Origin of the sequence: Chitinophaga dinghuensis, assembly GCF_003259435.1 — a bacterium.
Taxonomy (GTDB): domain Bacteria; phylum Bacteroidota; class Bacteroidia; order Chitinophagales; family Chitinophagaceae; genus Chitinophaga; species Chitinophaga dinghuensis.
On record NZ_QLMA01000001.1, the window covers coordinates 1,056,598 to 1,081,185 of the forward strand.

General features: G+C 44.4%; 20 protein-coding genes and 2 tRNA genes. 10 read left to right on the forward strand and 12 right to left on the reverse strand.

Features of this window, described 5'->3' with window-relative positions; genetic code table 11:
- Window positions 1–45: 45 nt before the first annotated feature.
- Window positions 46–573, reverse strand: coding sequence for a hypothetical protein (locus CLV59_RS04305; protein WP_146616123.1), 528 nt, complete (start codon window positions 571–573; stop codon window positions 46–48).
- Between the two features lie 247 nt (window positions 574–820).
- On the opposite strand from CLV59_RS04305, the gene CLV59_RS04310 reads away from it, so the two are divergent.
- A complete protein-coding gene (locus tag CLV59_RS04310) occupies window positions 821–1,807 on the forward strand; it encodes a hypothetical protein (protein WP_111590759.1) in 987 nt (328 codons plus the stop codon).
- 249 nt (window positions 1,808–2,056) lie between these two features.
- Here the strand turns inward: CLV59_RS04310 and CLV59_RS04315 are convergent, their stop codons facing one another.
- The 5 genes from CLV59_RS04315 to CLV59_RS04335 form a co-directional block, all read right to left on the reverse strand.
- Complete coding sequence (locus CLV59_RS04315; RefSeq protein WP_146616124.1) at window positions 2,057–2,566, reverse strand: hypothetical protein; 510 nt, start codon at window positions 2,564–2,566, stop codon at window positions 2,057–2,059.
- A gap of 66 nt (window positions 2,567–2,632) precedes the next feature.
- On the reverse strand, window positions 2,633–3,331 hold the full coding sequence (locus CLV59_RS04320; RefSeq protein ID WP_111590761.1) for a Fic family protein: 699 nt from the start codon (window positions 3,329–3,331) through the stop codon (window positions 2,633–2,635).
- 128 nt (window positions 3,332–3,459) lie between these two features.
- A tRNA-Leu gene (locus CLV59_RS04325) sits at window positions 3,460–3,545 on the reverse strand.
- Window positions 3,546–3,565: 20 nt separating this feature from the next.
- A tRNA-Gly gene (locus CLV59_RS04330) sits at window positions 3,566–3,638 on the reverse strand.
- 121 nt (window positions 3,639–3,759) lie between these two features.
- A complete protein-coding gene (locus CLV59_RS04335; RefSeq protein ID WP_111590762.1) occupies window positions 3,760–4,593 on the reverse strand; it encodes an RHS repeat protein in 834 nt (277 codons plus the stop codon).
- A gap of 138 nt (window positions 4,594–4,731) precedes the next feature.
- Between CLV59_RS04335 and CLV59_RS04340 the strand changes: the two genes are divergently transcribed.
- The 3 genes from CLV59_RS04340 (at window position 4,732) to CLV59_RS04350 (ending at window position 7,468) form a co-directional block, all read left to right on the forward strand.
- Entirely contained in the window at window positions 4,732–6,036 is a 1,305-nt protein-coding gene (locus CLV59_RS04340; RefSeq protein WP_111590763.1) for a DUF3667 domain-containing protein, read from the forward strand.
- Between the two features lie 9 nt (window positions 6,037–6,045).
- Window positions 6,046–6,825: an enoyl-CoA hydratase-related protein gene (locus tag CLV59_RS04345; RefSeq protein WP_111590764.1), complete on the forward strand. Its 780-nt coding sequence runs from the start codon at window positions 6,046–6,048 to the stop codon at window positions 6,823–6,825.
- A 100-nt stretch (window positions 6,826–6,925) separates the two neighbouring features.
- Window positions 6,926–7,468, forward strand: coding sequence for a hypothetical protein (locus CLV59_RS04350; RefSeq protein ID WP_111590765.1), 543 nt, complete (start codon window positions 6,926–6,928; stop codon window positions 7,466–7,468).
- A 51-nt stretch (window positions 7,469–7,519) separates the two neighbouring features.
- Here the strand turns inward: CLV59_RS04350 and CLV59_RS04355 are convergent, their stop codons facing one another.
- Entirely contained in the window at window positions 7,520–9,778 is a 2,259-nt protein-coding gene (locus CLV59_RS04355) for a Tex family protein (RefSeq protein ID WP_111590766.1), read from the reverse strand.
- 201 nt (window positions 9,779–9,979) lie between these two features.
- Here CLV59_RS04355 and mazG point away from each other — a divergent pair, with 201 nt between their 5' ends.
- Both mazG and CLV59_RS04365 read left to right on the forward strand, forming a co-directional pair.
- On the forward strand, window positions 9,980–10,750 hold the full coding sequence (mazG, locus tag CLV59_RS04360) for a nucleoside triphosphate pyrophosphohydrolase (RefSeq protein WP_111590767.1): 771 nt from the start codon (window positions 9,980–9,982) through the stop codon (window positions 10,748–10,750).
- Between the two features lie 16 nt (window positions 10,751–10,766).
- Window positions 10,767–14,576 carry a sensor histidine kinase gene (locus CLV59_RS04365; protein WP_111590768.1) on the forward strand — a complete coding sequence of 1,270 codons (3,810 nt, stop codon included), beginning with the start codon at window positions 10,767–10,769 and terminating at the stop codon, window positions 14,574–14,576.
- A gap of 383 nt (window positions 14,577–14,959) precedes the next feature.
- Here CLV59_RS04365 and plsX read toward each other — a convergent pair whose 3' ends face one another.
- From plsX to CLV59_RS04380, 3 genes are read right to left on the reverse strand one after another with little or no spacing between them, the layout of a single operon-like run.
- Window positions 14,960–15,910 (reverse strand): phosphate acyltransferase PlsX, encoded by a 951-nt coding sequence (gene plsX / locus CLV59_RS04370; RefSeq protein ID WP_111590769.1) that lies wholly within the window; start codon window positions 15,908–15,910, stop codon window positions 14,960–14,962.
- Window positions 15,911–15,958: 48 nt separating this feature from the next.
- Complete coding sequence (gene rpmF / locus CLV59_RS04375; RefSeq protein ID WP_073079237.1) at window positions 15,959–16,153, reverse strand: 50S ribosomal protein L32; 195 nt, start codon at window positions 16,151–16,153, stop codon at window positions 15,959–15,961.
- A 12-nt stretch (window positions 16,154–16,165) separates the two neighbouring features.
- Window positions 16,166–16,708 carry a YceD family protein gene (locus tag CLV59_RS04380; RefSeq protein ID WP_111590770.1) on the reverse strand — a complete coding sequence of 181 codons (543 nt, stop codon included), beginning with the start codon at window positions 16,706–16,708 and terminating at the stop codon, window positions 16,166–16,168.
- A 253-nt stretch (window positions 16,709–16,961) separates the two neighbouring features.
- On the opposite strand from CLV59_RS04380, the gene CLV59_RS04385 reads away from it, so the two are divergent.
- Window positions 16,962–19,376: a PAS domain S-box protein gene (locus CLV59_RS04385; RefSeq protein WP_111590771.1), complete on the forward strand. Its 2,415-nt coding sequence runs from the start codon at window positions 16,962–16,964 to the stop codon at window positions 19,374–19,376.
- 5 nt (window positions 19,377–19,381) lie between these two features.
- Here CLV59_RS04385 and CLV59_RS04390 read toward each other — a convergent pair whose 3' ends face one another.
- A complete protein-coding gene (locus tag CLV59_RS04390; RefSeq protein ID WP_111590772.1) occupies window positions 19,382–20,260 on the reverse strand; it encodes a fructosamine kinase family protein in 879 nt (292 codons plus the stop codon).
- A gap of 12 nt (window positions 20,261–20,272) precedes the next feature.
- Here CLV59_RS04390 and CLV59_RS04395 point away from each other — a divergent pair, with 12 nt between their 5' ends.
- The gene (locus tag CLV59_RS04395) at window positions 20,273–21,358 is read left to right on the forward strand and encodes a DUF3810 domain-containing protein (protein ID WP_111590773.1); all 1,086 of its coding nucleotides are present in this window, start codon (window positions 20,273–20,275) and stop codon (window positions 21,356–21,358) included.
- 91 nt (window positions 21,359–21,449) lie between these two features.
- Here the strand turns inward: CLV59_RS04395 and CLV59_RS04400 are convergent, their stop codons facing one another.
- Window positions 21,450–22,397 carry an arginase gene (locus CLV59_RS04400; RefSeq protein ID WP_111590774.1) on the reverse strand — a complete coding sequence of 316 codons (948 nt, stop codon included), beginning with the start codon at window positions 22,395–22,397 and terminating at the stop codon, window positions 21,450–21,452.
- Window positions 22,398–22,642: 245 nt separating this feature from the next.
- On the opposite strand from CLV59_RS04400, the gene CLV59_RS04405 reads away from it, so the two are divergent.
- Both CLV59_RS04405 and CLV59_RS04410 read left to right on the forward strand, forming a co-directional pair.
- Window positions 22,643–23,782 (forward strand): acyl-CoA dehydrogenase, encoded by a 1,140-nt coding sequence (locus tag CLV59_RS04405; RefSeq protein WP_111590775.1) that lies wholly within the window; start codon window positions 22,643–22,645, stop codon window positions 23,780–23,782.
- 105 nt (window positions 23,783–23,887) lie between these two features.
- Window positions 23,888–24,574: a YggS family pyridoxal phosphate-dependent enzyme gene (locus tag CLV59_RS04410; protein ID WP_111590776.1), complete on the forward strand. Its 687-nt coding sequence runs from the start codon at window positions 23,888–23,890 to the stop codon at window positions 24,572–24,574.
- Window positions 24,575–24,588 lie beyond the last annotated feature (14 nt).

Here is a 24,588-nt window from a genome sequence, read left to right on the forward strand (position 1 = left end):
CCTTTTAAGTTCTTCAGAACGCCAGTTTATAACCTGGTTTGAGTATCATTCCGCCTCGCTTTCGGATTGTTCTTTGTGACGCATGCGGTATCTGATTTGTGCCATGGATTTCTTCCAGGCAGCTCTTTGTTCCTTTTTATACGTCCGCATCTCTTCACTGTTTCGGAATTCCTTTTCTCTTTCATTCATGGATTTAAACACCATTCCTAATGCAAAACAGCCAATCATAAATAATGTTCCCCAGGTGGCGATTTGCTGCGGAGCTAATTTCCCATTAAGGAGCACATTGAATCCGCAAACTCCGCTCACCAGTGTCAGGCCTCCAGATAGTATAAGTCCTGCTACAGGCTCAGATGGAGGGGTTGGTTTAATGGGAAAAACGACTTCCGTCATATCCACTTCTTCCTCCTCTTCCTGTACTTCTGTAATTTTCGGTTTAGCTTCATCTACAACCGGAGGAGGAAGCATAAAAATAGAGTTACAGTAATTGCATTGAGCCAGGTCGTTGCGTTCAGGTAAGAGTTTAACATTAGCGCTACCACATTGAGGACAAGTCAGAGCAAGCATTTCCATGGATATAAGGGATAAGGTTGATGTGTAAAGTTAACAATAGTTGTGAGAATATATACTTTTATATCTCGCAGGAGAAGTTGGTATGGGTGAGGATAAAAGATAGGATCATTCCTGTGATCAGCCTCCGACCATCCTGATAAAGAAATGCCCTGGAAACACATACGAAGAAAATTTGCCCCCATTTGCTGGTTTGCTTATATTAGATCAACCACTGTACTAACCAGCCTTAAGGGCCAAATAAAGCATAATGAAATTAGCGCCCACTCAGACATTTGAAATCCAGGATGCCGGACAAAAACAATTTCACAGGTTCGTACTCTTAAATACAGGCACTGTTGTGGGATACTATTCACAGGACGATACCTGCTTTTTAGAGTGGTTTAAAGGCAACGAAATCGTGGAAATAAAGGTAGATGAAATAGCCTGTGATGTTTTCGAAACTCCGGCTTTCTTCCATTTTCAAAACTATGTAGGGCTTTATTCTTCCAAAAATGACGTCGTCATTCTATATGGTGAAAGCAATAAAAACATTCCTACCAGGATTTCTATCACTAATCATCTTCCTAAAACAAAGTATCCAAATTTCGATAGACCCCTGTCTAATTACCATTCTGCCGGCAACACGGATACTAACATAATACCTATACTTTTTACCGATGCGGGCATGTTACCTATATATGCCGCCAACCTGCAGGTGGATGTAGAAAAAGGCACTGCTACTTGGCTGGATTTAAAATACTGGAACAACAAACACCTGATTCCTCTGGAAAACGAAAGTTTCGATAAGCCGCAAAAACCATTTACAATCTTACATGCGCTGAATAAAAAGAATGTTTCACTCCTGTATGGGATCGGCGACAGGGATGGCGGTTATTTAAAGCCGGGAATGGAGTTCTCGGAATTAAATGCGGTGGATGAAAAAGGAATGGTGAAAGAGACATTATTTTCTCTGGGAAGATTGTATAAAGAGAGTAAAAAGGGAGGTAAAGAATGCACGTTCTCTTCATCGGGTAAGTATGCCATACTGACGCCGGCATTTAAGTCCGACGATTGGAAAAACAAGCAAAAGTTATTAGATCTGGATAGCAAACAGCTTATTGACCTGGAACTTCCGAAAGTGCTTTCGGATTACCGGGTAATTGATCATAATAATGAAGTGTTTTTGTTGGTGAATCGGCATCCCAACCTGGTATTTGCCGGCACTGATAGTATTATTCTTTGTAAGGCGCAATAGCCATTAGCGTTATATCATCATCTACAAAATTTACTTTGATTAACAGCCATAGCCAGGTGTACTTCCTATCCTTTTCTTAGGCAGCCTATTGCGGAGTTGCAGCAATAATACGCCTAAAATACAAAGAAGGTTAATGCCAGTAGCATAGATCATTCCAGATGCATCACAATTTTTTGAAACTCCTATGATTCAAATTTTCCAGTGATGGGGCTTTAAATATAGCAGCGGAAAATGTCACCTGCTTTTGTGTCATTTTTTCTGGCGCTCACGTTCTTCCATTTGGGCCCAGGATTTAGCGACGGCAGCATCCCTTTCTCTTATATATGTCTGCATCTCTTCACTGTTTTCATATTCTTCTTGTTTTTCACCCTCGTTTTTATATACCCTTACCAATGCAACAACACCAATCAGTAATAGTATTCCCCAGACAGCGACAGACTGAGGGGCTGAAGTCCCTCCCGTTGACGACACAAGTATACCGATTAGACCCACTATTAACATGCCTCCAGGCAATATATATGAACCTATTGGCATAGGGGGAGGGGTTGGTTTAACGGGATAAACTACTTCCTCTTCCTCTACTTCCAGCTCTTGCTCTTGCTGTACTTCAGTTATCTTCGGTTTTGTGTCCCCCATAGGAGCAGCAGGGATAAAAATAAGCGCTCCGCAACGATTGCATTGAGCCATATCGCTGCGTTCAGGTAATAGTTTTACATCAGCACTGCCACATTGAGGACATGTTAGAGCAAGTATTTCCATGGATATAAGGGATAAGGTTGATGTGTAAAGTTAGTAATTGTGACGGGAATGTACGTTTTTTATCATTCAGGAGAAGTTAGTTAGTAGGATATTATCACAAATGGAAAAGGCATCGCTTATGCGAAGCCTTTCAGCTTTTTTCAGAACGCCAGTTCTATGTGTACGCAGGATGGGAGTTGAACCCACATTCGCATTCCATGGGTGTATCTTCACAAAAACCAGGTAAATCATGCTGGAGAAATAAAAGACCTCCTGTATATCCAATTTTTGTTTCACCAAGAATTCAATGTCACTGTACAGTTTTTCCATTTCAGTATTAACTATAAATGGAGAAGCTGCGACATACTCAATTCTTCCATCCTCAGTGGTGACATACATATTCTGATTTCTGAAACGTCCCTGCCAATTGCTGGATACAATATGTTTAGCTAATATGCCATGTACTTTTGAGATAGTCTCTTTAGTAGGGGTATGATCTTTAGCAAATTGATAGGCAAGGTATAAGTCGTCAATTTTCCTTGTATAATCTGGCTGAAATTCAATGCCAAAGCGCTTATGCTTTATGTATGAATCTAACTCGATAGGCTCACCTTCGATTTTACTGGAATATACTGAAGCAACCGAAGTATAAAAACTGAAGTCACCATTAGATAATTCGGCATCCTCTAATGCTGAAAAAGTAGTAGCAAGGGCTTTTGCATCAACCTTATCCTTGAATTGTTGTAATAAGTCTTCGTTTATTATTTGAAGTAGGTAACGACTCATACGATGCAAAAATTGAATGATGCAAGGAGAAATCCGCGAATAGAAATATTGGAAATCTTACACAAACAAAAAAAGGCACCGCTTTCGCGATGCCTTTTAGCTTTTTTCAGAACGCCAGTTCTGATCTGTACCCCAGATGGGAGTTGAACCCACACTCGCATTGCTGCGAACGGGATTTTAAGTCCCGCGTGTCTACCAATTCCACCACCAGGGTATCAAGGTGTTAAACCTTAGAGCGGAAGACCGGGCTCGAACCGGCCACCCCGACCTTGGCAAGGTCGTGCTCTACCAAATGAGCTACTTCCGCCTATCTTTTAAGAACTTTCCCAAGATACTCACCCAGTGGGCTTTTTTCGTTGGGATTGCAAAGATAGGAATCTTTTTGAATTTACAAATTTTTTTTCAAATGATTCAAAGAAATTTATGCATTAAGGATTAAAAGTATAATTATACTTTACCATCCCCAACAGCTCTCTTCCTTTACCATAGCAGCTTTCACGGTCAGGAAGACCATTCCCCTGATAACTGTATTCCCAAACAGTATAACTGGAAGTAGCAGTGTTGACAGCCGTCATTTTCTTCATTTGCTTGCCTTCATATTCAAACATATAGTCCGGCAACATACGTTTCTTCGCTGCATTATAACTGTAGATGTCCGTTAACTGACCATCCTGATCATACTTAAAATACGTACGCTTACCCATAGCCGGCTGCTCCTCCACTACATGCCCCTGCTCATCTGTCTTGAACCTCACCACCAGGGAATCATTACTGACACTCTTTTTCTGGACCATCAACTGCAGTCGGCCCGCAGTATCATACTGGTAATTACGGGTTTCTTCAAACTTCAATTTGCTATTCAGCGCCTGTGAGCTGCTGCTCACGGCCAACAAACGACCACTCTCATCATAACGGTACTGGGTAATCGTTACACTGGCGCCTGTACTATCTACCGTTTTAGTCAGCAGCCCCTTGGCAGAAAAACTACTGATTAAGACCTCATATCCAGTAGCAGTACTATTGGTAATAGCGCGCATCTGATGGTAAGTCGGACTTAATAACCGTACACAGCGAAAATCCTTATCCACCTGCATGGAGGGGTCGAAAGTCTGCACCATCTGGGAAGCTACCTTCTGTTGCTTCAATAAGGCCAGATTGGCAACGGTAAATTGCGTATTCACTATATCCTGGAAATAATACTGACTGCTGGCAGCTTTGGCTATGCCCAGCAAACATATCAGCATGGTAATTAATCGCTTCATGTAAAGATGTTCGGCTTTTGCGTTTGCAAATTAAACGTAAAATTCAATTTAAAATTTTTCAGATGTTTGTTTTTCTCGTCCAATAAACGCTGTCCGGATTATTTTTATATTTTTGCCCGGCCATTAATCTAAATCTAAGTGAAAACACAACCTTTACGTTCAGATAACCACTGCCTTAACTGCGGATTTGAAGTACCTGAGAGATTTTGTAGCCATTGCGGACAGGAAAATACAGTACAGCATGAAACATTTGGCCACCTGGTAAAACACTTTGTTGCCGATATCTTTCACTATGATTCTCAATTCCTCCTTACCCTTAAATATCTGCTGTTCAGGCCAGGATTCCTTACCAGGGAGTATATGGCCGGTAGGAGAGTAAGATATGTAAACCCCATAAAACTTTACGTATTTGTCTCTTTCGTCTTCTTCCTGACAGCGTTTGGTGTGTTTTCCAAACATATCATTACGATCAATTCCGGAGCAGACGACACTCCCAGAAAACATAAAAAGAAAACAGAAGCCGCTTATGTAATCGATTCTGTTAATCAGCTGGTATCGAACGAAATTGCCGCCAATACGGATTCTCCAAAAATACATACAGAAAAACCAGTAACTGCGCATACATCTCCTGATGTCAGCCAGTCATCTGATAGTCTCACTGGATACAGGTACCATGCCGCACCAGATACAGCCAAACAGCTATCTGCGGAGAGGGGCGCATCTACGAATGAACCAGAAACAGCCTACGAAAAAGGCTTAATTTCCATCACTCATGACTCTCTCGATACGGCTGAAGGAGACAGTATCCACCACGAAATTGCAGCGGAAGGGGATCATGCTGCCATGGAAGCCCTGGAAGGAGATGGACACGGACCTAACAAAGAGGCATTGTTTAAATTCAGCCCCCGCGTAAAACGTTATCTGGCCGAACAAGCAGCCCTCCCAGAAGCCCAACGAAGCAATAAACTGATTGCCAGCTTTAAAATAAGATGGTATTACTTCCGGGACCTGACCTCAGGGGGACTTCCCAATGAGGTGAATAGCCTTGTCTGGAAAAAAGTCAATGAAGACCTCATCCATCATGCGCCAAAAGTAATGTTCCTGCTGTTGCCATTATTTGCATTGCTGACGAAATGGGTGTACAGAAAAGATAAGACACTCCTCTATGCGGACCATGCTATCTTTGCACTACACTTCCATTCCTTTATGTTCATCACCATGCTGGTAACAGCCTTGATCGTTCGTATCTGGCCAGCATTTGATGGTTTCTCCTGGGCGCTATGGGGCTCCTTTATTTACCTGGTACTCGGACTGTATAATAACTATAAAAGGTCCATCAGAAGAACCATCTGGAAGGCTGCGGTGATCTGGATTAATTATATATTGATTGTTGCATTCGTATTATTTTTAGCAGGTACGGTAATATTTTCAGTATTTCTGTAACTTCCATCCATGCAACCAGAATTTATAATCATACACCAGCAAGTGGCGCCCTATGTTGCGCACATCCAGTTAAACAGACCCAAAGAACTCAACGCGCTGAACCTCCAGCTAATGGGAGAACTCCGCGATGCGCTCAAACAACTGGATGCTGATGACCAGGTAAGGGTCATCGTCCTCAGTGGCGACGAAAAAGCCTTCGCCGCAGGCGCCGATATCAAACAAATGATGGGTAATTCCGCCATCGATATGTATAATATCGATCAATTCTCTACCTGGGATACCATCAAAAAAATTAAAAAACCCATTATCGCTGCAGTGAGCGGCTTTGCCCTCGGCGGCGGCTGCGAACTCTCCATGCTATGCGATATGATCGTTGCCAGCGAAACCACCCGCTTCGGCCAGCCTGAAATCAAATTAGGCGTAATGCCCGGCGCTGGCGGTACCCAACGCCTCACCCGCGCCGTGGGTAAAGCACTCGCCATGGAAATGGTCCTCACCGGTAGATTTATCACCGCCCAGGAAGCCCTCCAGGCCGGCCTGATCAATCGTATCGTCCCGGTAGAACTCTTCCTCCAGGAAGCGATCAAACTAGCCGCTGAAACAGCCGCAATGAGCCCTCTGGCCCTGAAAATGGCCAAAGAAGCTGTCCTCAAGGCATTCGACTCCTCCCTGGAAGACGGCCTCGTTTTCGAACGAAAAAATTTCTACCTGCTCTTCGCCTCTGAAGACCAAAAAGAAGGAATGAAAGCTTTCGTGGAAAAACGAACACCGGAATTTAAAGGCAGATAATAAAATAATATTAAACTTTTTATTATTTGATTTGTTAACCCCAATAGCACCTGCCCAATCAGGATGGTGGTACCTGATTGATCACGGTCATCCAACAAATATGCTAAAACTTCGTCCACATGATGCCTGGCTGTTATGGTTACTGTTGCTGCTGCCCGGCGCCGTTACTCAACAATCCTGTAATAGTCCCGTTCAGAAGGTGAGAGCCCTCGTCTACTCCGACGACCTGACTCCTCCGGAAATGGATACCATGCAAACCATCACTGATACCATCCACGCTGAAATCGTCAATTCCTGGCATACCTTCAATACCCTTGATGGCAAATACCCGGAAGATATCGAATTACTGGACATGGAACCCCTGAAAACAAGACTCTCCAAACTACTGGGGCCTCAAATGCAGGAAGATTTCCTCGAACGCTTCGACGTTACACCCCCGCTGGAAGTGGAAGAAAATATCCTCTTCGATGAAGGCTATGAAGTAGGCCACAGAGACGAAGCCGCAGCAATCGCAGTAGACATGAACGATGATATCATCTACGTAGGACTCAATATCGGCCACCATCTCCGCATCTTCAGCGAGAAAGGAGATACGCACTACCCACAGAAATTCCAAACCTGGATAAAGAAATTCAAACAATAAAAAAAGCCCCGGTTGATCATCAACCGGGGCTTTGCTTTTATAGCAGAAAGATTAATTAAACTTATTCTTCAACGCTGCCAACTTCGCCTGGAAGTCATTCAGCGGCTCCTCTTTACGGGCAGGCTTGTCTTTACGCTGCTGCTCTTTACGAGGACCAGACGACTGCTGCTGTCCGCCGCCTTTCTCATTGCTGTCTTTCATCGACAATGAAATACGCTTACGCATCGCATCTACCTCCAAAACAGTTACCTGTACCTTCTGGTTAAGCTTTACCGCTTCGTTAGGATTGCTGATGAATTTGTTGGAAAGATGGGAGATGTGTACCAATCCATCCTGCTTCACCCCAATATCAACGAAAGCGCCAAACGCAGTGATATTCGTTACTACGCCCGGTAATACCATTCCTGGTTTTACGTCTTCAATTTTGTGAATACCTTCTGCATACTCAAAAATGCTGATCTCATCCCTTGGATCGCGACTAGGCTTGGCCAACTCTTTCAGAATGTCTTCCAAGGTGAGCAAACCAACTTCTTCGTTGATATAATCCTTAGGATTGATTTTCTTACGGAGATCATCTTTACCCATCAACTCTTGTATGGAACAATGCTGTTTTGAAGCCATTTCCTCTACAATCGCATAACGTTCAGGGTGTACAGCCGAATTATCCAGCGGATTATCGCCATTTTCAATACGAAGGAAGCCCGCGCACTGCTCAAAAGCTTTTTCTCCCAGTCGGTGTACTTTCTTCAGCTGCATACGGTTGCTGAATGCGCCGTTTTCCTTACGGTATTTCACGATATTCTCCGCCAGGGATGGACCCAGACCGGAAATATAAGCCAGCAAGTGTTTGGAAGCGGTATTCAGATTCACGCCTACGTTATTCACACAGCTTACCACCACGCGATCCAGGCTCTGTTTCAGGTTCGACTGATTCACATCATGCTGGTATTGTCCTACGCCGATAGATTTAGGATCAATTTTCACCAGTTCAGCCAGCGGATCAATCAATCTGCGACCAATAGATACCGCGCCACGAACAGTTACATCCTGGTCAGGGAATTCCTCACGGGCTACCTCTGAAGCAGAATATACAGATGCGCCGCTCTCATTTACCATGAAAACATTGATCTTCTTGCCGAAATCTATCTTCTTAACAAATTCTTCTGTTTCACGACCTGCTGTACCATTACCTACTGCAATAGCTGCAGTGTCATAACGATCCGCCCATTTTTTCAACAAGGCTTCCGCATCATCGCGCTTATAGTTCTTTTCCAGTGGGAAAATAACATCATGATCCAGCATATTACCTTGGTTATCAAGTGCTACCACTTTACAACCTGTTCTGTAACCTGGGTCAATGGCAATCACCGCTTTCGGCCCCAGAGGAGCTGCCAGCAATAATTGACGGAGGTTTTCAGCAAATACGTCGATCGCTTCGCCGTCTGCTTTTTCTTTTGCGCCAGCACGGAATTCATTTTCCAGGGAAGGACGCAGTAAACGCTTGTAAGCGTCTGTAGCGGCTTTACCCACTTGCTCAGCAGCAGTGCCTTTACCAGTAACAAACTGTTTGTTCACAATACCCATGGCATCTTCTTCCACCGGAGCAATAGAACTAAACAGAATTCCTTCGCTTTCTGCACGGAGAATAGCCAGCACACGATGGGATGGCATCTCCTTTAAATCTTCTGCAAACTCGAAGTAATCCTTGTATTTGTTACCTTCTTCTTCTTTGCCTTCCACCACTTTGGAGGTCAGCTTACCAGTGTGGGTAAAGAGCTTACGGAGTTTGTCTCTGCATTCCGCATTCTCGTTGATCCACTCTGCAATAATATCTCTCGCTCCTTTCAGCGCTTCTTCTGAAGTAGCTACAAGTTCGTTGATAAAAGTTTCTGCTGCAGTGGTGTCTCCGTCCTGCTGGTCAAACAGCATTTTGGCCAGAGGCTCAAGACCTTTCTCAATTGCAACAGTGGCGCGGGTTTTGCGTTTTGGTTTGTACGGGAGATAAATGTCTTCCAGTTCTGCAAGAACCCATGTAGCTTCCAGTTTTTCCTGGAGCTCAGGAGTCATCTTTTCCTGCTCAGTAATGGTTTTGATGATGAACTCGCGGCGTTCGTCTACTTCTTTGTAACGCTTCTGCAAATCCTCGATCCTACCAATCTGCACCTCATCCAAACTGCCTGTTACCTCTTTACGGTAACGGGAAATGAAGGGTACGGTAGAGCCTTCAGACAACAGATTCATCGTATTCTCCGCCTGTCTGGAGGAAATACCCAATTCCGATGAAATAAGTGCAATGTGTTTCGGATTCATGTCTAATTCATTTTGGGATGCAATTCAATGCTGCAGGCAATTATCCTGTCCTCACAGCAAAAATAAATCGCTAATTTATAGCTCGCAAATGTAACTAAATTGGCCTTTTTCCCAAGAAAAAGAAATTCACAGTTTCTGGCTTGCTTATTGCTCCGATCTGGCCTCCTTTGATGGACTTTTTTTATTTATTTTTACGGCAATATGGAAAAGACAGCCACATTTGACAGACTACTCCAGATCATGGACGATCTGCGGGAAAAATGCCCCTGGGACCGGAAACAAACCATCCAGACGCTCCGCCAGCTCACCATCGAGGAAACCTATGAACTCGCTGACGCCATTACGGACGAAGACTGGAAGGGAATTAAGGAGGAATTGGGAGACATCATGCTCCATATGGTGTTTTATGCAAAAATAGCGTCGGAAAAGCAGCTTTTTGATATTAATGATGTGATCAACGGGGTGTGCGACAAGCTGATAGCCCGCCATCCGCACATCTATGGAGATGTTACTGTTGCCGATGAAGAAGAAGTAAAGCAGAACTGGGAGAAACTGAAACTGAAAGAAGGTAAAAAATCTGTGCTCGGCGGCGTTCCCAAAGCGCTCCCTGCGCTGGTGAAAGCCATGCGTATCCAGGAAAAAGCCAAACAAACCGGCTTCGAATGGGAAACAAACGAACAGGTGTTTGATAAAATACAGGAAGAACTAAAAGAACTGGAAGACGCCGTTAAATCCGGTAACCAGGATCACACTGAGGAAGAATTCGGTGATGTGATGTTCTCCCTGGTAAACTATTCCCGCTTCCTGCAAATAGATGCAGAAAACGCGCTGGAACGTACCAATCGTAAATTCCAACGCCGTTTCCAGCAAATGGAGGAACTGGCCCTCAGCCAGGGACGACGTCTCAACGATATGTCCCTAACGGAAATGGATACACTATGGAACCAGGTAAAACAACTGGAAAAAGCTTAGTCCAAATATTTGTCTCTTGATCGACACTAAAGAAATACGCCTCTTCTTCCTGCGGCATGGTTATCTGCTGATTATAGCGGCATGGCTCTTCACTTTCGCCTTCCTCTTCAGCAACTACTGGTCCTATTACTCCTCGCCGCAGGGAGTACAGCACAGCCTGGAAAAAAGTATCCGGGAAAGAGAATCCGCATTCAATAAACTCCTGAAAGATACTGCTGTAGTCAATGAACTCTTTAGCAGAACCTATTCCGAAGCCACTATCAAGAAAATCGTGGATCAGGAATACCAGGTATTTGCTTACGATTCTACTTCAACAGAAGGCTCCTGGCTTACATTCTGGAGCACCAACACGGTGCAACTGGATAATATCCCCAATAACTTCAGACAAGGAGACTACTTCCTGAAACTGAAAAATGGATACTATGAAGTACTGGTAAGACCCGTTCTAGCGCCCAAAGGACATATCCGGCATGTAGTGGGACTGATTCCTGTACGCATGGAATACGCCCTGCAAAACCACTACCTGGTCAATCATTTCTACGATAAACCTGCCCTGGGCCGCGAATATCAGATCCATATCTTCCCACAGCATTATATGGCTTCTGAACATATTGTGCTGCCCGTCATCAACAGCAATAATAAAACGCTCTTTTACCTGGATTATGATAAAACCTCGCACTCCCGGCCACCGAACCTCTTCAGCGTTATATTCCGGGTACTGGGTAGCATCTGTGTCCTCATCTTTATAAATCTCTTTGTTACCCTGCTGGCCAAAACCACAAACCCTCTATACGGCTTCCTCTTCTTATTCGCTGTAGTATTGGGTTTGCGTGTACTCAGCTACGTATATGCCTTCCCGTTCAATATGCGGGCGCTGAATATCTTCGATCCAAGCATCTACGCTAAAGATGAAATATTCCGATCCCTCGGCGATCTGGCCATCAACGTTATTCTCGTTTTCTGGATGATTGTGTTCTTCCGCGAACACGTGAAAACCATTAATCCGCCAGTCATTAAGAAACGCTGGCAGCAAAGCCTGATCATCATCTTTGCGAGCCTCGTACTTTACGTAGTAGAACAATTCCTGGCAGATCTCATTCAATCGCTGGTAATCGATTCTCGTATATCCTTCGACGTTACTAATTTCTTCAGTCTGAATGAATATAGTGTCATCGGCTTTGTGGTACTGGGTTTCATCTCATTCAGCTTCTTGTTCTTCTCTCAGATCATCAACTATCTGCTGAATGAACTGACGAATTTCCGCTATCGTACTAAATATATCTGGCTCGCTGCGGTTGGTATTATCTGGATATTATTCCGATTGAATAATCCGGATATTCCTTTCACAGTGACCATGGTAATATGGCTGCTGCTCTATATTGTGTTGCTGGACTTCATCGCTGACCGGTTCGAGAGTACAGTGGCTACCGTACCTTTTCTCTTCTGGTTATTTTTGTTAACAGTGACCACTTCGGGAACTATTGTCTACTATAACAATCAAAAAGAAGTCACGGCCCGTATAAGTCTGGCAAAAGATCTCTCCAAACAAAAAGATCCTTACCTGGAAATTCTCCTGAATGATATCGGGAAGAAAATGGAGCATGATGAATACCTGCAATCATTTTTCGATCACCGGGAAACTGTGCCCAGTAAGTCGGAGCTGGAGAACGACCTGATGCAGAAATATTTCCAGGGATATCTGAGCCGCTTTAATGTATCCTTCTATCCATTTGATGAAAACGGCGATCCCATTTATCCATCGGATACAATCAGCTACATTACCTTCAACCGGCATATGTTGTTCGACTCGGAAGCCGCACCAGTACAGCTGGGAGGGAATGATCTGTATTATTACGAAAAGAGCTTCAAACAATACAGTTACATCGGGAAGAAAGAATTTTTTAGTCCCGTAGATCATGCCGGTATCGGTTGGTTATTGTATGTAATTACGCCGAAATTAACTACCACAGACCGAATATATCCAGAACTACTGGTAGAAGGGGAAATGACAGATGCAAGCAGAGAGAACGCGTCTGCCTATTCCTATGCGATATACGACAAGGGAATACTGGTAAGTAATAACAACGATTTTCCATTTCCTATCCGGTTGTACGCCCATGAATTACCGGCATCGGATGTCTTTGTGCGCCGCGACAGAGGCCGGTCTGAGCTGATTTACAAAGCCTCTCCGGATAAAGTGGTGTTGGTAGTAAAAGAGAACAGAACTTTTGTGGAGTTTATTGCGCTTTTCGCATGTATGTTCTGTTTGTTCCTGCTGATCATTGTTATTTATAAAGTCTTTGATCTGCTGATCAAAGCGAGGATGCGTATCAGCAATCTGCGTAGTCTTGTTAAAGTGAGTATTCGCAGGAAAGTACACGGTACTATTATTTTCATCGTCGTATTTTCCTTTATCATACTGGGGCTTACCACTATTAAATTCTTCATTTATCGTTCAGAAGTACAGAATAAAGAGAAGCTGAGTAAGGCCATGGGAGAGGTGGCCAATGATGTAGAGAAGGTATTTGATAATCAGCAAACGCATGATCAGGTAGGTGATATTTATGATTCTCATTTGTTGGTACAGTTGAGTAATTCTCTAGCCAATATTGCCGATGATCGCGCGATGGATATCAATGTATATGACCGCGATGGCAATCTGCAAATCACTACGCAACCGCTGATGGCGGAGAAAGGGCTCATCTCCCGGAAAATGGACCCTATGGGGTATTATCAGCTGTATAATCAGCAGTTGATCCAATTTATTCAGTACGAGAAAATTGGTACTATGTCATTCCTCTCTGGCTATGTTCCTTTGAGAAATGATAGTGGAGAAGTATTTGCGTATTTGAATGTGCCGTATTTCGCTACACAAACGGAGTTGAAGCAACAAATTTCCAGCTTCCTGGTGGCGTTGATTACGTTCAATGCCTTTATCTTCCTGATTGCGGGTATCATTGCGTTATTGATAACGAATTCGATTACACGTTCTTTCTCGCTGGTAACAGAAAAATTACGTCACGTAAATCTGGGACAGCGTAACGATGAGATTGAATGGGACAAAGATGATGAGATCGGAGCGTTGGTGAAAGAGTACAACAAGATGGTTCGTAAACTGGAGGTCAGTGCGGCGCGACTCGCTAAGAGTGAGCGTGAGGGCGCATGGAGAGAAATGGCGCGTCAGGTGGCGCATGAGATCAAGAATCCGCTAACGCCAATGAAGTTGAGTATTCAATATCTGCAGCGTGCAATTGCGGAAGACCGTCCGAATGTGAAGGAAATGTCCAAAAACGTGGCGAATACCCTCGTTGAGCAGATAGAGCATCTGGCGAATATTGCATCTGATTTTTCGGCCTTTGCGCGTATTGGCGAGCCTAGTAATGAAGTGGTATTGGTCAATGAAGTGGTGCATAGTCTGACAGATTTATATCAGAGCGATCCGCATTGTGATGTGATTTACCAGGAGCCAGACAGGAAATATTTTGTGTATGCAGACAAAACCCAGATGAACCGGCTGTTTACAAATCTACTACAGAATGCTATCCAGGCGATCCCTGAAGAGGAGAGGGGCCAGATTCTGATTCGATTCCAGGCTACCTATGATAAGTTCTTAATAGTGAGTGTTGCTGATAATGGAGGGGGTATTTCTCCTGAAATTCAGTCCAGGATATTTGTTCCCAACTTCACTACTAAGTCTTCCGGAACGGGTCTTGGTTTAGCGATGTGTAAGAATATTGTGGAGCAAATGAGAGGGGAAATCTGGTTTGAAACCAAGTTAAATGAAGGTACTACCTTCTACGTAAAAATGCCTATCTACGAAGATTAATCGGATATAATCCTCCGCCAGCGCGGCGTCCCATCCTTATGCGCGTCCGCCCGCAAGGGCGGAACTCCCCCGGGAATAAAACAGACATCGTAGGTGTCCGTTTTTTGTTCCCGATCTCCGCTTGGCCAGCGGCACGTCCCCGCCCGCAAGGGCGGAATTTCCCCGGGAATAAAAACTGACATCGCAGATGTCAGTTTTTATTCCCGCCAGCTTACACTTTAGGTCATACCTAACATCAATTTTCGTCAGCAGCCCGCCCGCCCGTAAGGGCGGAACTCCCCCAGCATCCGCTTCGGGAAAAAATACGATATCATCCTCCACAACTCATAAAAAAACGAAAGGCGCTGAAATCTCAGCGCCTTTCGTTTAATAATTTTAGCAGATTAAGCTTCTTTGTTACCAAAGCTGGCAGTAATCTTTTCCAACAGTTTAGTTTGTAGCATTTGCTCTGCGAGCGCCAGCATATTTTTAAAGGCAATGCCTTTGGAGATACCGTGACCGATTATAACGGGCTTGGATACACCGAGAACGGGGGTACCACCGTAAGATTCAAAATCAAATTTGTTGAGATAGTCATCATTGATACCACGATGTTTAGCGATATCATAGAAAGACTCGGCCATTTTCAGGATGATGTTTCCTGTAAAGCCTTCACAAACGATTACATCAGCTTTGCTAGTGAAAACATCTCTGCCTTCTACGTTACCGATGAAATTGATTTGTTTATTTTCCTTCAGGAGCGGATAAGTCGCCTGTGCTAGCAAATTGCCTTTTCCTTCTTCTTCTCCGATATTGAGGAGGCCAATTTTCGGATTGGGCCTTTTCAGGATATATTCGGAATAAAGGGAACCTAGTTGGGCGAATTGTGCCAGGTTTTCTGGTTTGCAGTCGGCATTGATACCCACGTCGAGCAGGAGGCCGTAGCTACCGTCTTCGCGGGGAACAGGAGTTGATATCGTAGGACGTTGCACACCCTCAATTCCCTTAATAGAATAATAGGTACCCACCATCATAGCTCCGGTGTTACCGGCGCTAATGAAAGCGTCTACCTTTTCATTCTTTAATAAGTGGAAACCAATAGAAATAGAGGATTGTGGTTTCTCTTTCAGTGCCTTGGTAGGGTGTTCATTCATCCCAACGATTTGAGATGAATGAACAACTGAATATTTTGATTGGTCCAGCTGTGCTTCGGCCAGGAGAGGAGTGAGCTGTTGCTCGTCTCCAATCAGAACCAGGTGCACATCTGATGCAACAGTGTCTAAATATAATTTTACTCCTTTTACTGCTTCTGTGGGTGCGAAATCGCCACCCATCATATCAAGCCCGATTCTCATGTAACTCAAGTTTGTTCTTGTTAGCTCGGGTAAAATTAGTAAAATTAATTATTTAGCAGCACTCTGTTTTTCCAACACTACTTTACCTTTGTAGTACAGTTTGTTTTCTACCCAATGAGCACGGTGTCTCAGGTGCACTTCTCCGGTTGCGCTGTCTGTGCTTAATGTATCCGCTACCGCCTTATAATGCGTTCTTCTCTTTGCTGATCTTTGCTGAGAATGTCTGCGTTTAGGATTTGGCATTTTATTTAATTTTTAATTGTCCTTAAATTTATCCAACCCTTTCCAGATTGGGTTATCTTTCTCTTTTGCCTGCTGGTTCATTCGTTCCAGCATTTCAATCACCTTTGGATTACATCCGCTTTTGCCATCGGCAGTATCAGGATGTATGTGCTGCATCGGAATACTCAAATGTATAAACTCATAAATCAGGTCAGACACATTCAAATGCGATTCCGTCCTCGAAATATAAGAAACATCCGGATCTTCCTCACTCTCTGCCATCTCCTCCGGATTATCCACCAGTTTTACCACATGATGAAAATCGTCCCACAATTGCAGCTCGAAGGGCTCTCCACAACGATCGCACGTTACCGTGGCCGTTCCGCCAATCTCAAACTTCAGCATGAAGAAACTACTCTTCTTGTCCAGGCTCAGATTAATCGTCGCCTTCACATTACTGAAATCCCTCGGCCCCTCATAGTTATCAAAGAAACTATCATCCACCTCATACTGAAATGAATGCACCCCTGGTTTTAATCCTACAAAGGCTATCTCATATTCTCGGAGTGGTTTCATAACAATATCCTCACTTTTAGAGGGATGCAAAGGTAATTAAATATTTGCAATTGCAAAAATTTCCTAAATTTGTTCACTATTGATATTATATTTATATATATATTTATATGATAATAAAATATCAGCCATATTTCTGCTTTGCGGCACCTGGCGAGGATTACAAAGGTAGTCTTTTAAACCGGTATTCCACCCCCATTTTCGCAAAGTTTTATTTATTGAAAACCCTTAGTCCCCCTATTCCATCAAAAAAACGATGAAGTCGATAGGAAAAGAAGCTAACAGAAAAACTACTCCAGCAACAGGAAATGCCAACAGTATTCCTGATCTGTTCGCTATGCCCATCAGCGCCTGGCTACAACAAACGAACGCCGGCATTATGGTCAATAACGAAAAATATCAATGTATATGGGTCAATGATGTCCTCAAACAACATATCGGCGATATCATCCCCCATAAAGCCTCCTGGTCGAAAGTGATCAATATCCTCGCCCCACTCCTCGAAGATCCGGACGCCTTTAAAAAACAACTGCAAATCCTCCGGAAAGAGCAGAAACCCTGGTTCGGTTGGGAACTACCCTTCGCAGATGGCCACTATCGCGAAGTGACATACCTTCCCCTCTTCGAAGGCGACAAATTTATGGGCAGCATCTGGCAAATAGTGGATATCACCCGCCGCAGAAGCGTGGAAGACGCCATCAGATGGAATGAGGAAAAATTTAGATCCGTTCTCAATAACCTGAACGCCGCCATGTGCGAAACAGACCTGGACGGAAGAATAACACGGGTCTATGAAAGCTTTTGCCGACTTTCAGGCTACAAAGAAGACGAACTCATTGGCAAAAATATCACCGACGTATTCGTTCCGGCAGAGAAAAGAACCTTTGCCACCGCCCTTCGCAAAAAACGACTGAACGATAATGTTCCACTACTATACGACCTGGAAGTAGTCCTCAAAGATGGCTCCCGCCGATGGGTACTCTGCAGCTCCACCAACGTGTATGACCGCAACGGTCACATCACCGGTGGCGCCGCCGTTCACATGGATATCACCCGCCAGAAAATGCTGCAACAGGACCTCGAAAATGCCCGCCGCGCCGCCGAAGAAGCCCGACAGGCACAAAAAGAGTTCCTCGCCAGTATGAGCCACGAAATCCGTACTCCCCTCAACGCCATCATCGGAATGGCCCACCTCCTGGAAGAAACTCAGCTGGACAACCAACAAAAGGAATATATCAACCTCCTTAAACATTCTTCCGGAATACTGCTGGGTATTGTCAGCGATATTCTCGATATTTCCCGCATCGAAGCCGGCGAATTACAGGTCAACCAAAGGGAATTCCATCTGAGAGAACTGATTCAATCCCTGAGACATACCTTTGAACTGAAACTGGGCCGCCGCCCTGTGAAAATTACAGCAGAACTAGACCCTGCTATCAATACCTGGCTGATTGGAGATAATATGCTCCTGAACCAAATACTACTCAATTTGTTAGGTAATGCAGAGAAATTTACCACAGAAGGACAGATCGCCATCAGGGTACAACAAGAAAGCTGGCTGAATAATAAAATGTGGATCAGCTTTCGTATATGCGATACCGGTATAGGCATCAAGAAAGATAAACTGGAGCATATCTTCCGCAACTATAAACAGGCCGAAGGCGATATACGCGAAAAATACGGCGGAACAGGATTAGGACTGGCCATAGCCAAACAACTGGTAGAACTACAAGGAGGCACGATCGTAGTAGAGGAAGTACCCGGCTTTCAAACAGCCTTCTGCTTTACGCTGCCCTTCATGGATACCGGCAAACCACTGGCTGCCGGCAACCGCAGCAACGCCAGAAAACTGCAGCAACGCACCTTTGAAAATGCAAACATCCTGGTAGTAGAGGATAATCAAATGAACCTCCGCTACATAATGAGCCTGCTGCAGAAATATAAAATCAATTATAATGTAGCTACCAATGGACCAGACGCGATTTATTTCCTGGAATCCAGACAATTTGACCTTATTCTCATGGATATCAGAATTCCTGGTATGAATGGTCTGGAACTGGCTCAAAAAATCAGGGCAGACGAAAACCTGCCCAACGTAGCCACTCCCGTGATCGCCACCACCGCCGTTGCTATGGAAAGCACCGCTACCATGGCCCGCGCTGCCGGTATCTCGGATATACTAACCAAACCTTATACACCCGACCAGCTACTACAGCTGTTCAACAAATATCTCAACGAAGACGAAACAGAAATTATAATGGAAGAAGTGCAGAATATCAGCGGCTATGATTTCAATCCCGACTTAAATGTCCAGTTTCTAAACGGACTGTATGAAAATAATATCTCCTATGCCGCAGATCTCTTCGAAATATTTATCCGTATTATCCGGGATGAAATGGCTAAAGTAGGCGAACAACTGGAAAGATCCGACTGGACTTCCATGAAATTCAACCTGCATAAACTAAAACCAAACTTCGCCATGGTCGGACTTACCTGGATCACGGAAAAAATCCAGGCACTGGAAGGCATCCTCGTCGTGGATCAGGAACAACGCAGGAACGAAATCACCCGACTCTACAACGAAATTGTAAGTGAAATGAACAAATATTATCCGATAGTGAACGCGGAATACGAGAAAATGCGCAAATTCATAGAAACCAACGGCCTCTGATTTAATTAATACGCTGCCAATATCTCCCTGACACTACTGTAGTAGTTCCCTCCAAACAGAAGGGTATGCACCAGCAACGGATATAATTGACATACGCCTATGCGTTGCTGCCAGCCCGGAGCCAAAGGATATATCGATTGATAAGCATAATAAAACCTGGTGTCGAAGCCGCCAAAGAGTCTTGCCATACCAAGATCCATCTCCCTGTGCCCATAATACACAGCAGGATCATAAATGCAAGCCTTGCCATCAGGGCCTATCAGGAAATTACCAGACCACAGATCGCCATGCAACAATGCCGGCTTCTCCTGCGGGAATAACTTCGGCAAATGACGGCATAACCGCTCCATCTGCTTCACTACACTGCTTTCTATGATGCCTTCATCATAACCCAGTTTAGTGAGTGGCATCAGTCGGTTAAAGGCATAAAAAACGGACCAGTTGCTATAAGGTGTGTTGTATTGCTTAATCGTTCCAATGTAATTAGGAGTAGGAAAACCAAAGGTATCCTGCGTTTGCATATGCTGACGGGCCAGCCCCGCCGCAAAATCTTCCCAGAAATCGCCAATCGCATTTCCCTTTTGGATAAATTCCATTAATAAGAAGGTCTTGCCGCCTGCTGTTCCAGTGGCTAATGGGCGTGGAACTGCCAATGCCCTTGCTTTACGCAGCGCTTCCAGTCCGGCAAATTCCTGGCGAAACATTTCTGGGTACCTGGTGGCATCATTCAGCTTAAGGAAAAAATATCCCTCATTGGTGTTTATCCGGAATGTTTCATTTATCTCCCCGCCACCAACATTTTTTGCTTCATTAATGTGTATTTTCACCTGCAGTTTTTCAGATATGGCTCCGCCAAGCAAAATTTGTAAAGATTCATCTATCATGATCCTCTTTCTATGGAATTAAAAACCAAAATTAGAGTAAAGGTTATCCGTATTGTACTAACACTGACGGCTATACTGTTGTTAAAAGGATTAATGGGCTGGAGTTCCCGGTTCGGATACTTCTACTTCAATGGGTGGTATAAGTGGACCAGCGCTGTTTTCAGACAACTCACAGGTATAGTGCCTTTTAGTGTTGGCGACGTAATTTATACACTGTGGATTATAACAGGAATTTTTTATTTGTTAAAACTATGTTATAAACTGATCCGGATGGAGTGGGCAATGGCCGGTTATCAAGCACTGAAGGGCATTCACGCCCTACTGAACCTCTTTCTGGCCTTTCTGGTACTCTGGGGATTAAATTACGAAAGACAACCGCTAACGCCAGATACAAGGCTGGTTTCCGGCCCTTATAATACAGATCAACTCTATCGCTTGTCGGATACCCTGGTGCAGCTGGTGAACCGCGACAAGCTGCTACTGGGAGATACGGGGAGCGTTACCGGCCCAGACACCAGTACTGTACCCGTTTTTAAAAGAGCCGTTATGGCGTATGATGCAGCCGCAGGGAGATGGCCAGCTTTCAGGTATGAACATCCCAGCATTAAAAAGGCATTGTTCGGCGAGTGGCTCAACTATACAGGCACTACCGGCTATCTCAACCCATGGACCAACGAAGCACAGGTAAACACCGCCTCGCCGGAAGTGATGCTCCCCTTTATTACCTGCCATGAAATTGCCCATCAGTTAGGCTACGCGCCGGAAGAAGATGCGAACTTCGTAGGGTACCTGGCCGCAACCAGTACTACGGATAGCCGTTTCCGTTATTCGGCCAACCTGGAAATGTTTTTATACAGCGTAAGGCAGTTATCCTGGAGAGATACCACACTGGCCAGCCAGGTATGGCACAAAGCAGTACCCGGCGTGAGAAAGGATTATAAGGCCATAGTACAGTTCTACAGAAAGTATGAAGGAAAAGTAGACGACTACAGCGCTATGTTCTACGATCAATATCTGAAAGCTAATAAACAACTGAAAGGAATCCGCTCCTATAGCGAAGTAACCGGCTGGCTGATTACTTATTTCGATATCAGATAAAAAGTCAACAGGCCGTCCCTGCTCAGCAGAAACGGCCTGTCGCTTTATGTAACGATGTTGACAGGAGGCCTGGCGGTCTCCCGAAATAATACTAATTCATCATCAGCACATTCACACTACGCTGCAGGATATTAAATGCTATCTCCGCCATCAGGTTCTCCCGATCCAACGTAGGATTCACTTCCGTGATTTCAAAACAGCAAATCTTACGATGCTGCATAAACTTGGAAATCAGGTCTTCTGCCTCTCTTTCACGTAACCCATTACTCACCGGCGTTCCAGTACCTTTTGAAATGGAGGAATCCAGACTATCCACATCAAAGGAAACATAGATGTAATCACAATCGCTCAGATAGCGGAATACAGACCTGGAAATGGCTTCCGGCCCCTTTCTGCGCACTTCGCTGGTAGTAATCACCTTCATGCCATATTGTTTGATCAGATAATCTTCTTCTTTTTCATAATCCCGCAGGGATATAAATACGATATCTTCCGGCAATACTTTAGGCGCTATCTTTCCTATATTTTTCAAGGCATTCCAGCTCTTGGAGGTCTGCTCATCAATTTCATGCACCTTGCATTCCAGGTTATCCTCCGCAATAGCTGTGGCCAGCGGCATCCCGTGCATATTGCCGGAAGGTGTGGTATATGGCGTATGCAGATCCGCATGGGCATCTATCCAGATCACTCCCAGTTTGGATTTAGGATGGGCCATCTTCAAACCCGCAATGGTGGCGCCTGCGGTACTATGATCGCCGGATAATAATACCGGAAACCAATTAGCTTTTACCGTTTCGCAAACACTCTTGCTGATACGCTCATACATAGTGAGCAAACCTTTGATTCTTTTGGCGTAAGGCGATTCAATGGGCTCAAACAGCAGTTTGTTCTCTGTTTCGATGGCTTCTGTAGGAAAGTGAACAAAGAAGTTACTCATGAAATCCAGGGCGGCAATTTTGATCGCTTCCACGCCCAGACTGGCGCCGCGGGTACCTGCTCCTATCTCTGATTTTACTTCTATTATCTTGATATTCTTCATAAAAAGGGAATATGCTATACGGCAAGCTAAGGGATTTTACCTGAACCCCCAAAGCAGAGCGCCGCCCGGGACACAAAAAACATAGGATGTTTAATGAACTATATCCAATCCCATAACGTTATTGTAGCGATTTATTCAATAATCTCTGTGATCTGATAAACAACATTGAATTTTATTGAAGGCATTTTTTTAGCTCCTTATTTATGGATAATTTGTGCATATCACACTAAAACAACAAATTTTACATGGATTATCAAATCACAGAAGAACATCTCATGATACAGAAGGCCGCTCGCGACTTCGCTGTAAATGAGCTCTTGCCTGGTGTTATAGAGAGAGACGAAAAACAATCATTTCCTGCAGAACAGATCAAGAAACTGGGAGAACTTGGGTTCCTCGGGATGATGGTAAGTCCTAAATACGGCGGCGCCGGTCTGGACACCATTTCCTATGTGATTGCAATGGAAGAAATTTCAAAAATAGATGCTTCCGCCTCCGTAGTAATGAGCGTGAATAACTCCCTCGTTTGCTGGGGCCTGGAAACTTACGGTTCAGAAGAACAAAAACAAAAATATCTTGTACCTTTAGCTAAAGGAGAGATCATCGGCGCTTTCCTCCTCAGTGAGCCGGAAGCAGGTTCCGATGCTACTTCTCAGCGTACCACTGCGGAAGATAAAGGAGTTCATTACCTGTTGAATGGTACCAAAAACTGGATCACCAACGGTAACTCCGCCAGCGTATACCTGGTCATTGCCCAAACGCATCCGGAAAAAGGTAGCAAAGGGATCAATGCCTTTATCGTAGAGAAGAACAGTCCCGGTGTGACCGTAGGCGCTAAAGAAAATAAACTCGGTATCCGTGGTAGCGATACACATAGTATCATGTTCCAGGATGTGGTGGTTCCAAAAGAAAACCGCCTCGGCGAAGATGGATTCGGGTTTAAATTTGCCATGAAAACATTGGCCGGCGGCCGTATCGGTATTGCCTCTCAGGCACTGGGTATCGCCAGCGGCGCTTATGAACTGGCACTGAAATATTCTAAAGAAAGAAAAGCTTTCGGTAAGGAAATTTCTCAGCATCAGGCTATCCAGTTCAAACTGGCAGACATGGCCACTCGTATCGAAGCCTCCCGTCTGCTCTGTATGAAAGCAGCCTGGGAAAAAGATCACCACCTGGATTATACCCTCAGCGGCTCCATGGCGAAAGTTTTTGCTTCTGAAACGGCTATGTGGGTGACTACGGAAGCCGTTCAGGTACACGGTGGATACGGTTTCGTAAAAGAATATCATGTAGAACGCCTCATGCGTGACGCTAAAATTACCCAGATCTATGAGGGTACCTCCGAAGTACAACGTATTGTAATCGCAAGATCCATACTTCAATAAGGTGCATAATATGTCAATTGTTATACAACGCTCTCCCAGTAACGGGGGAGCGTTCTTTTTGGGCCATATCTGGCATATCAGGCCAATCTTCCCTATTTTTGCCCCATGGCAATTAATCTAACGGCATATCATCAGATCCTGGGCGAACTGGCCCCTTATAAAGCGCGACTGGTAGCAGTTTCCAAAACAAAACCTGTAGAAGATGTAGAAGCGCTCTATGAAGCAGGACAACGTATCTTCGGAGAGAACTATGTACAGGAACTGGTAGATAAAGAAGCCGTACTTCCACACGATATCGAATGGCACTTCATCGGACACCTGCAATCCAATAAGGTCAAGTATATCGCGCCATTTGTAAAAATGATCCATGCAGTGGATAGCCTGAAACTGCTCACAGAAATACATAAACAGGCACAAAAAAATAACCGGGTCATCGATTGCCTCTTACAGTTGCATATTGCAGCAGAAGAAACTAAATTTGGCCTCGACGAAACGGAACTGTATGACTTACTGGATACCTGGCAACAGGAACAGACGCAGTTTTCCGGCGTACGCATCGCAGGACTGATGGCAATGGCCACCAATACTACCGACGAAACACAGATTCGAAAAGAGTTCCACCAGCTCCATTCAATTTTCGATACTGTTAAAAATAAATATTTCAGCGCGCAGGACTATTTCAAAGAACGCTCCGTAGGGATGAGCGCCGATTATACTTTGGCATTGCAGGAAGGCAGTACCATGGTCCGTATCGGCAGTATGCTCTTCGGAGAAAGAAACTACAACAAATAACATTTTTAAGGTTA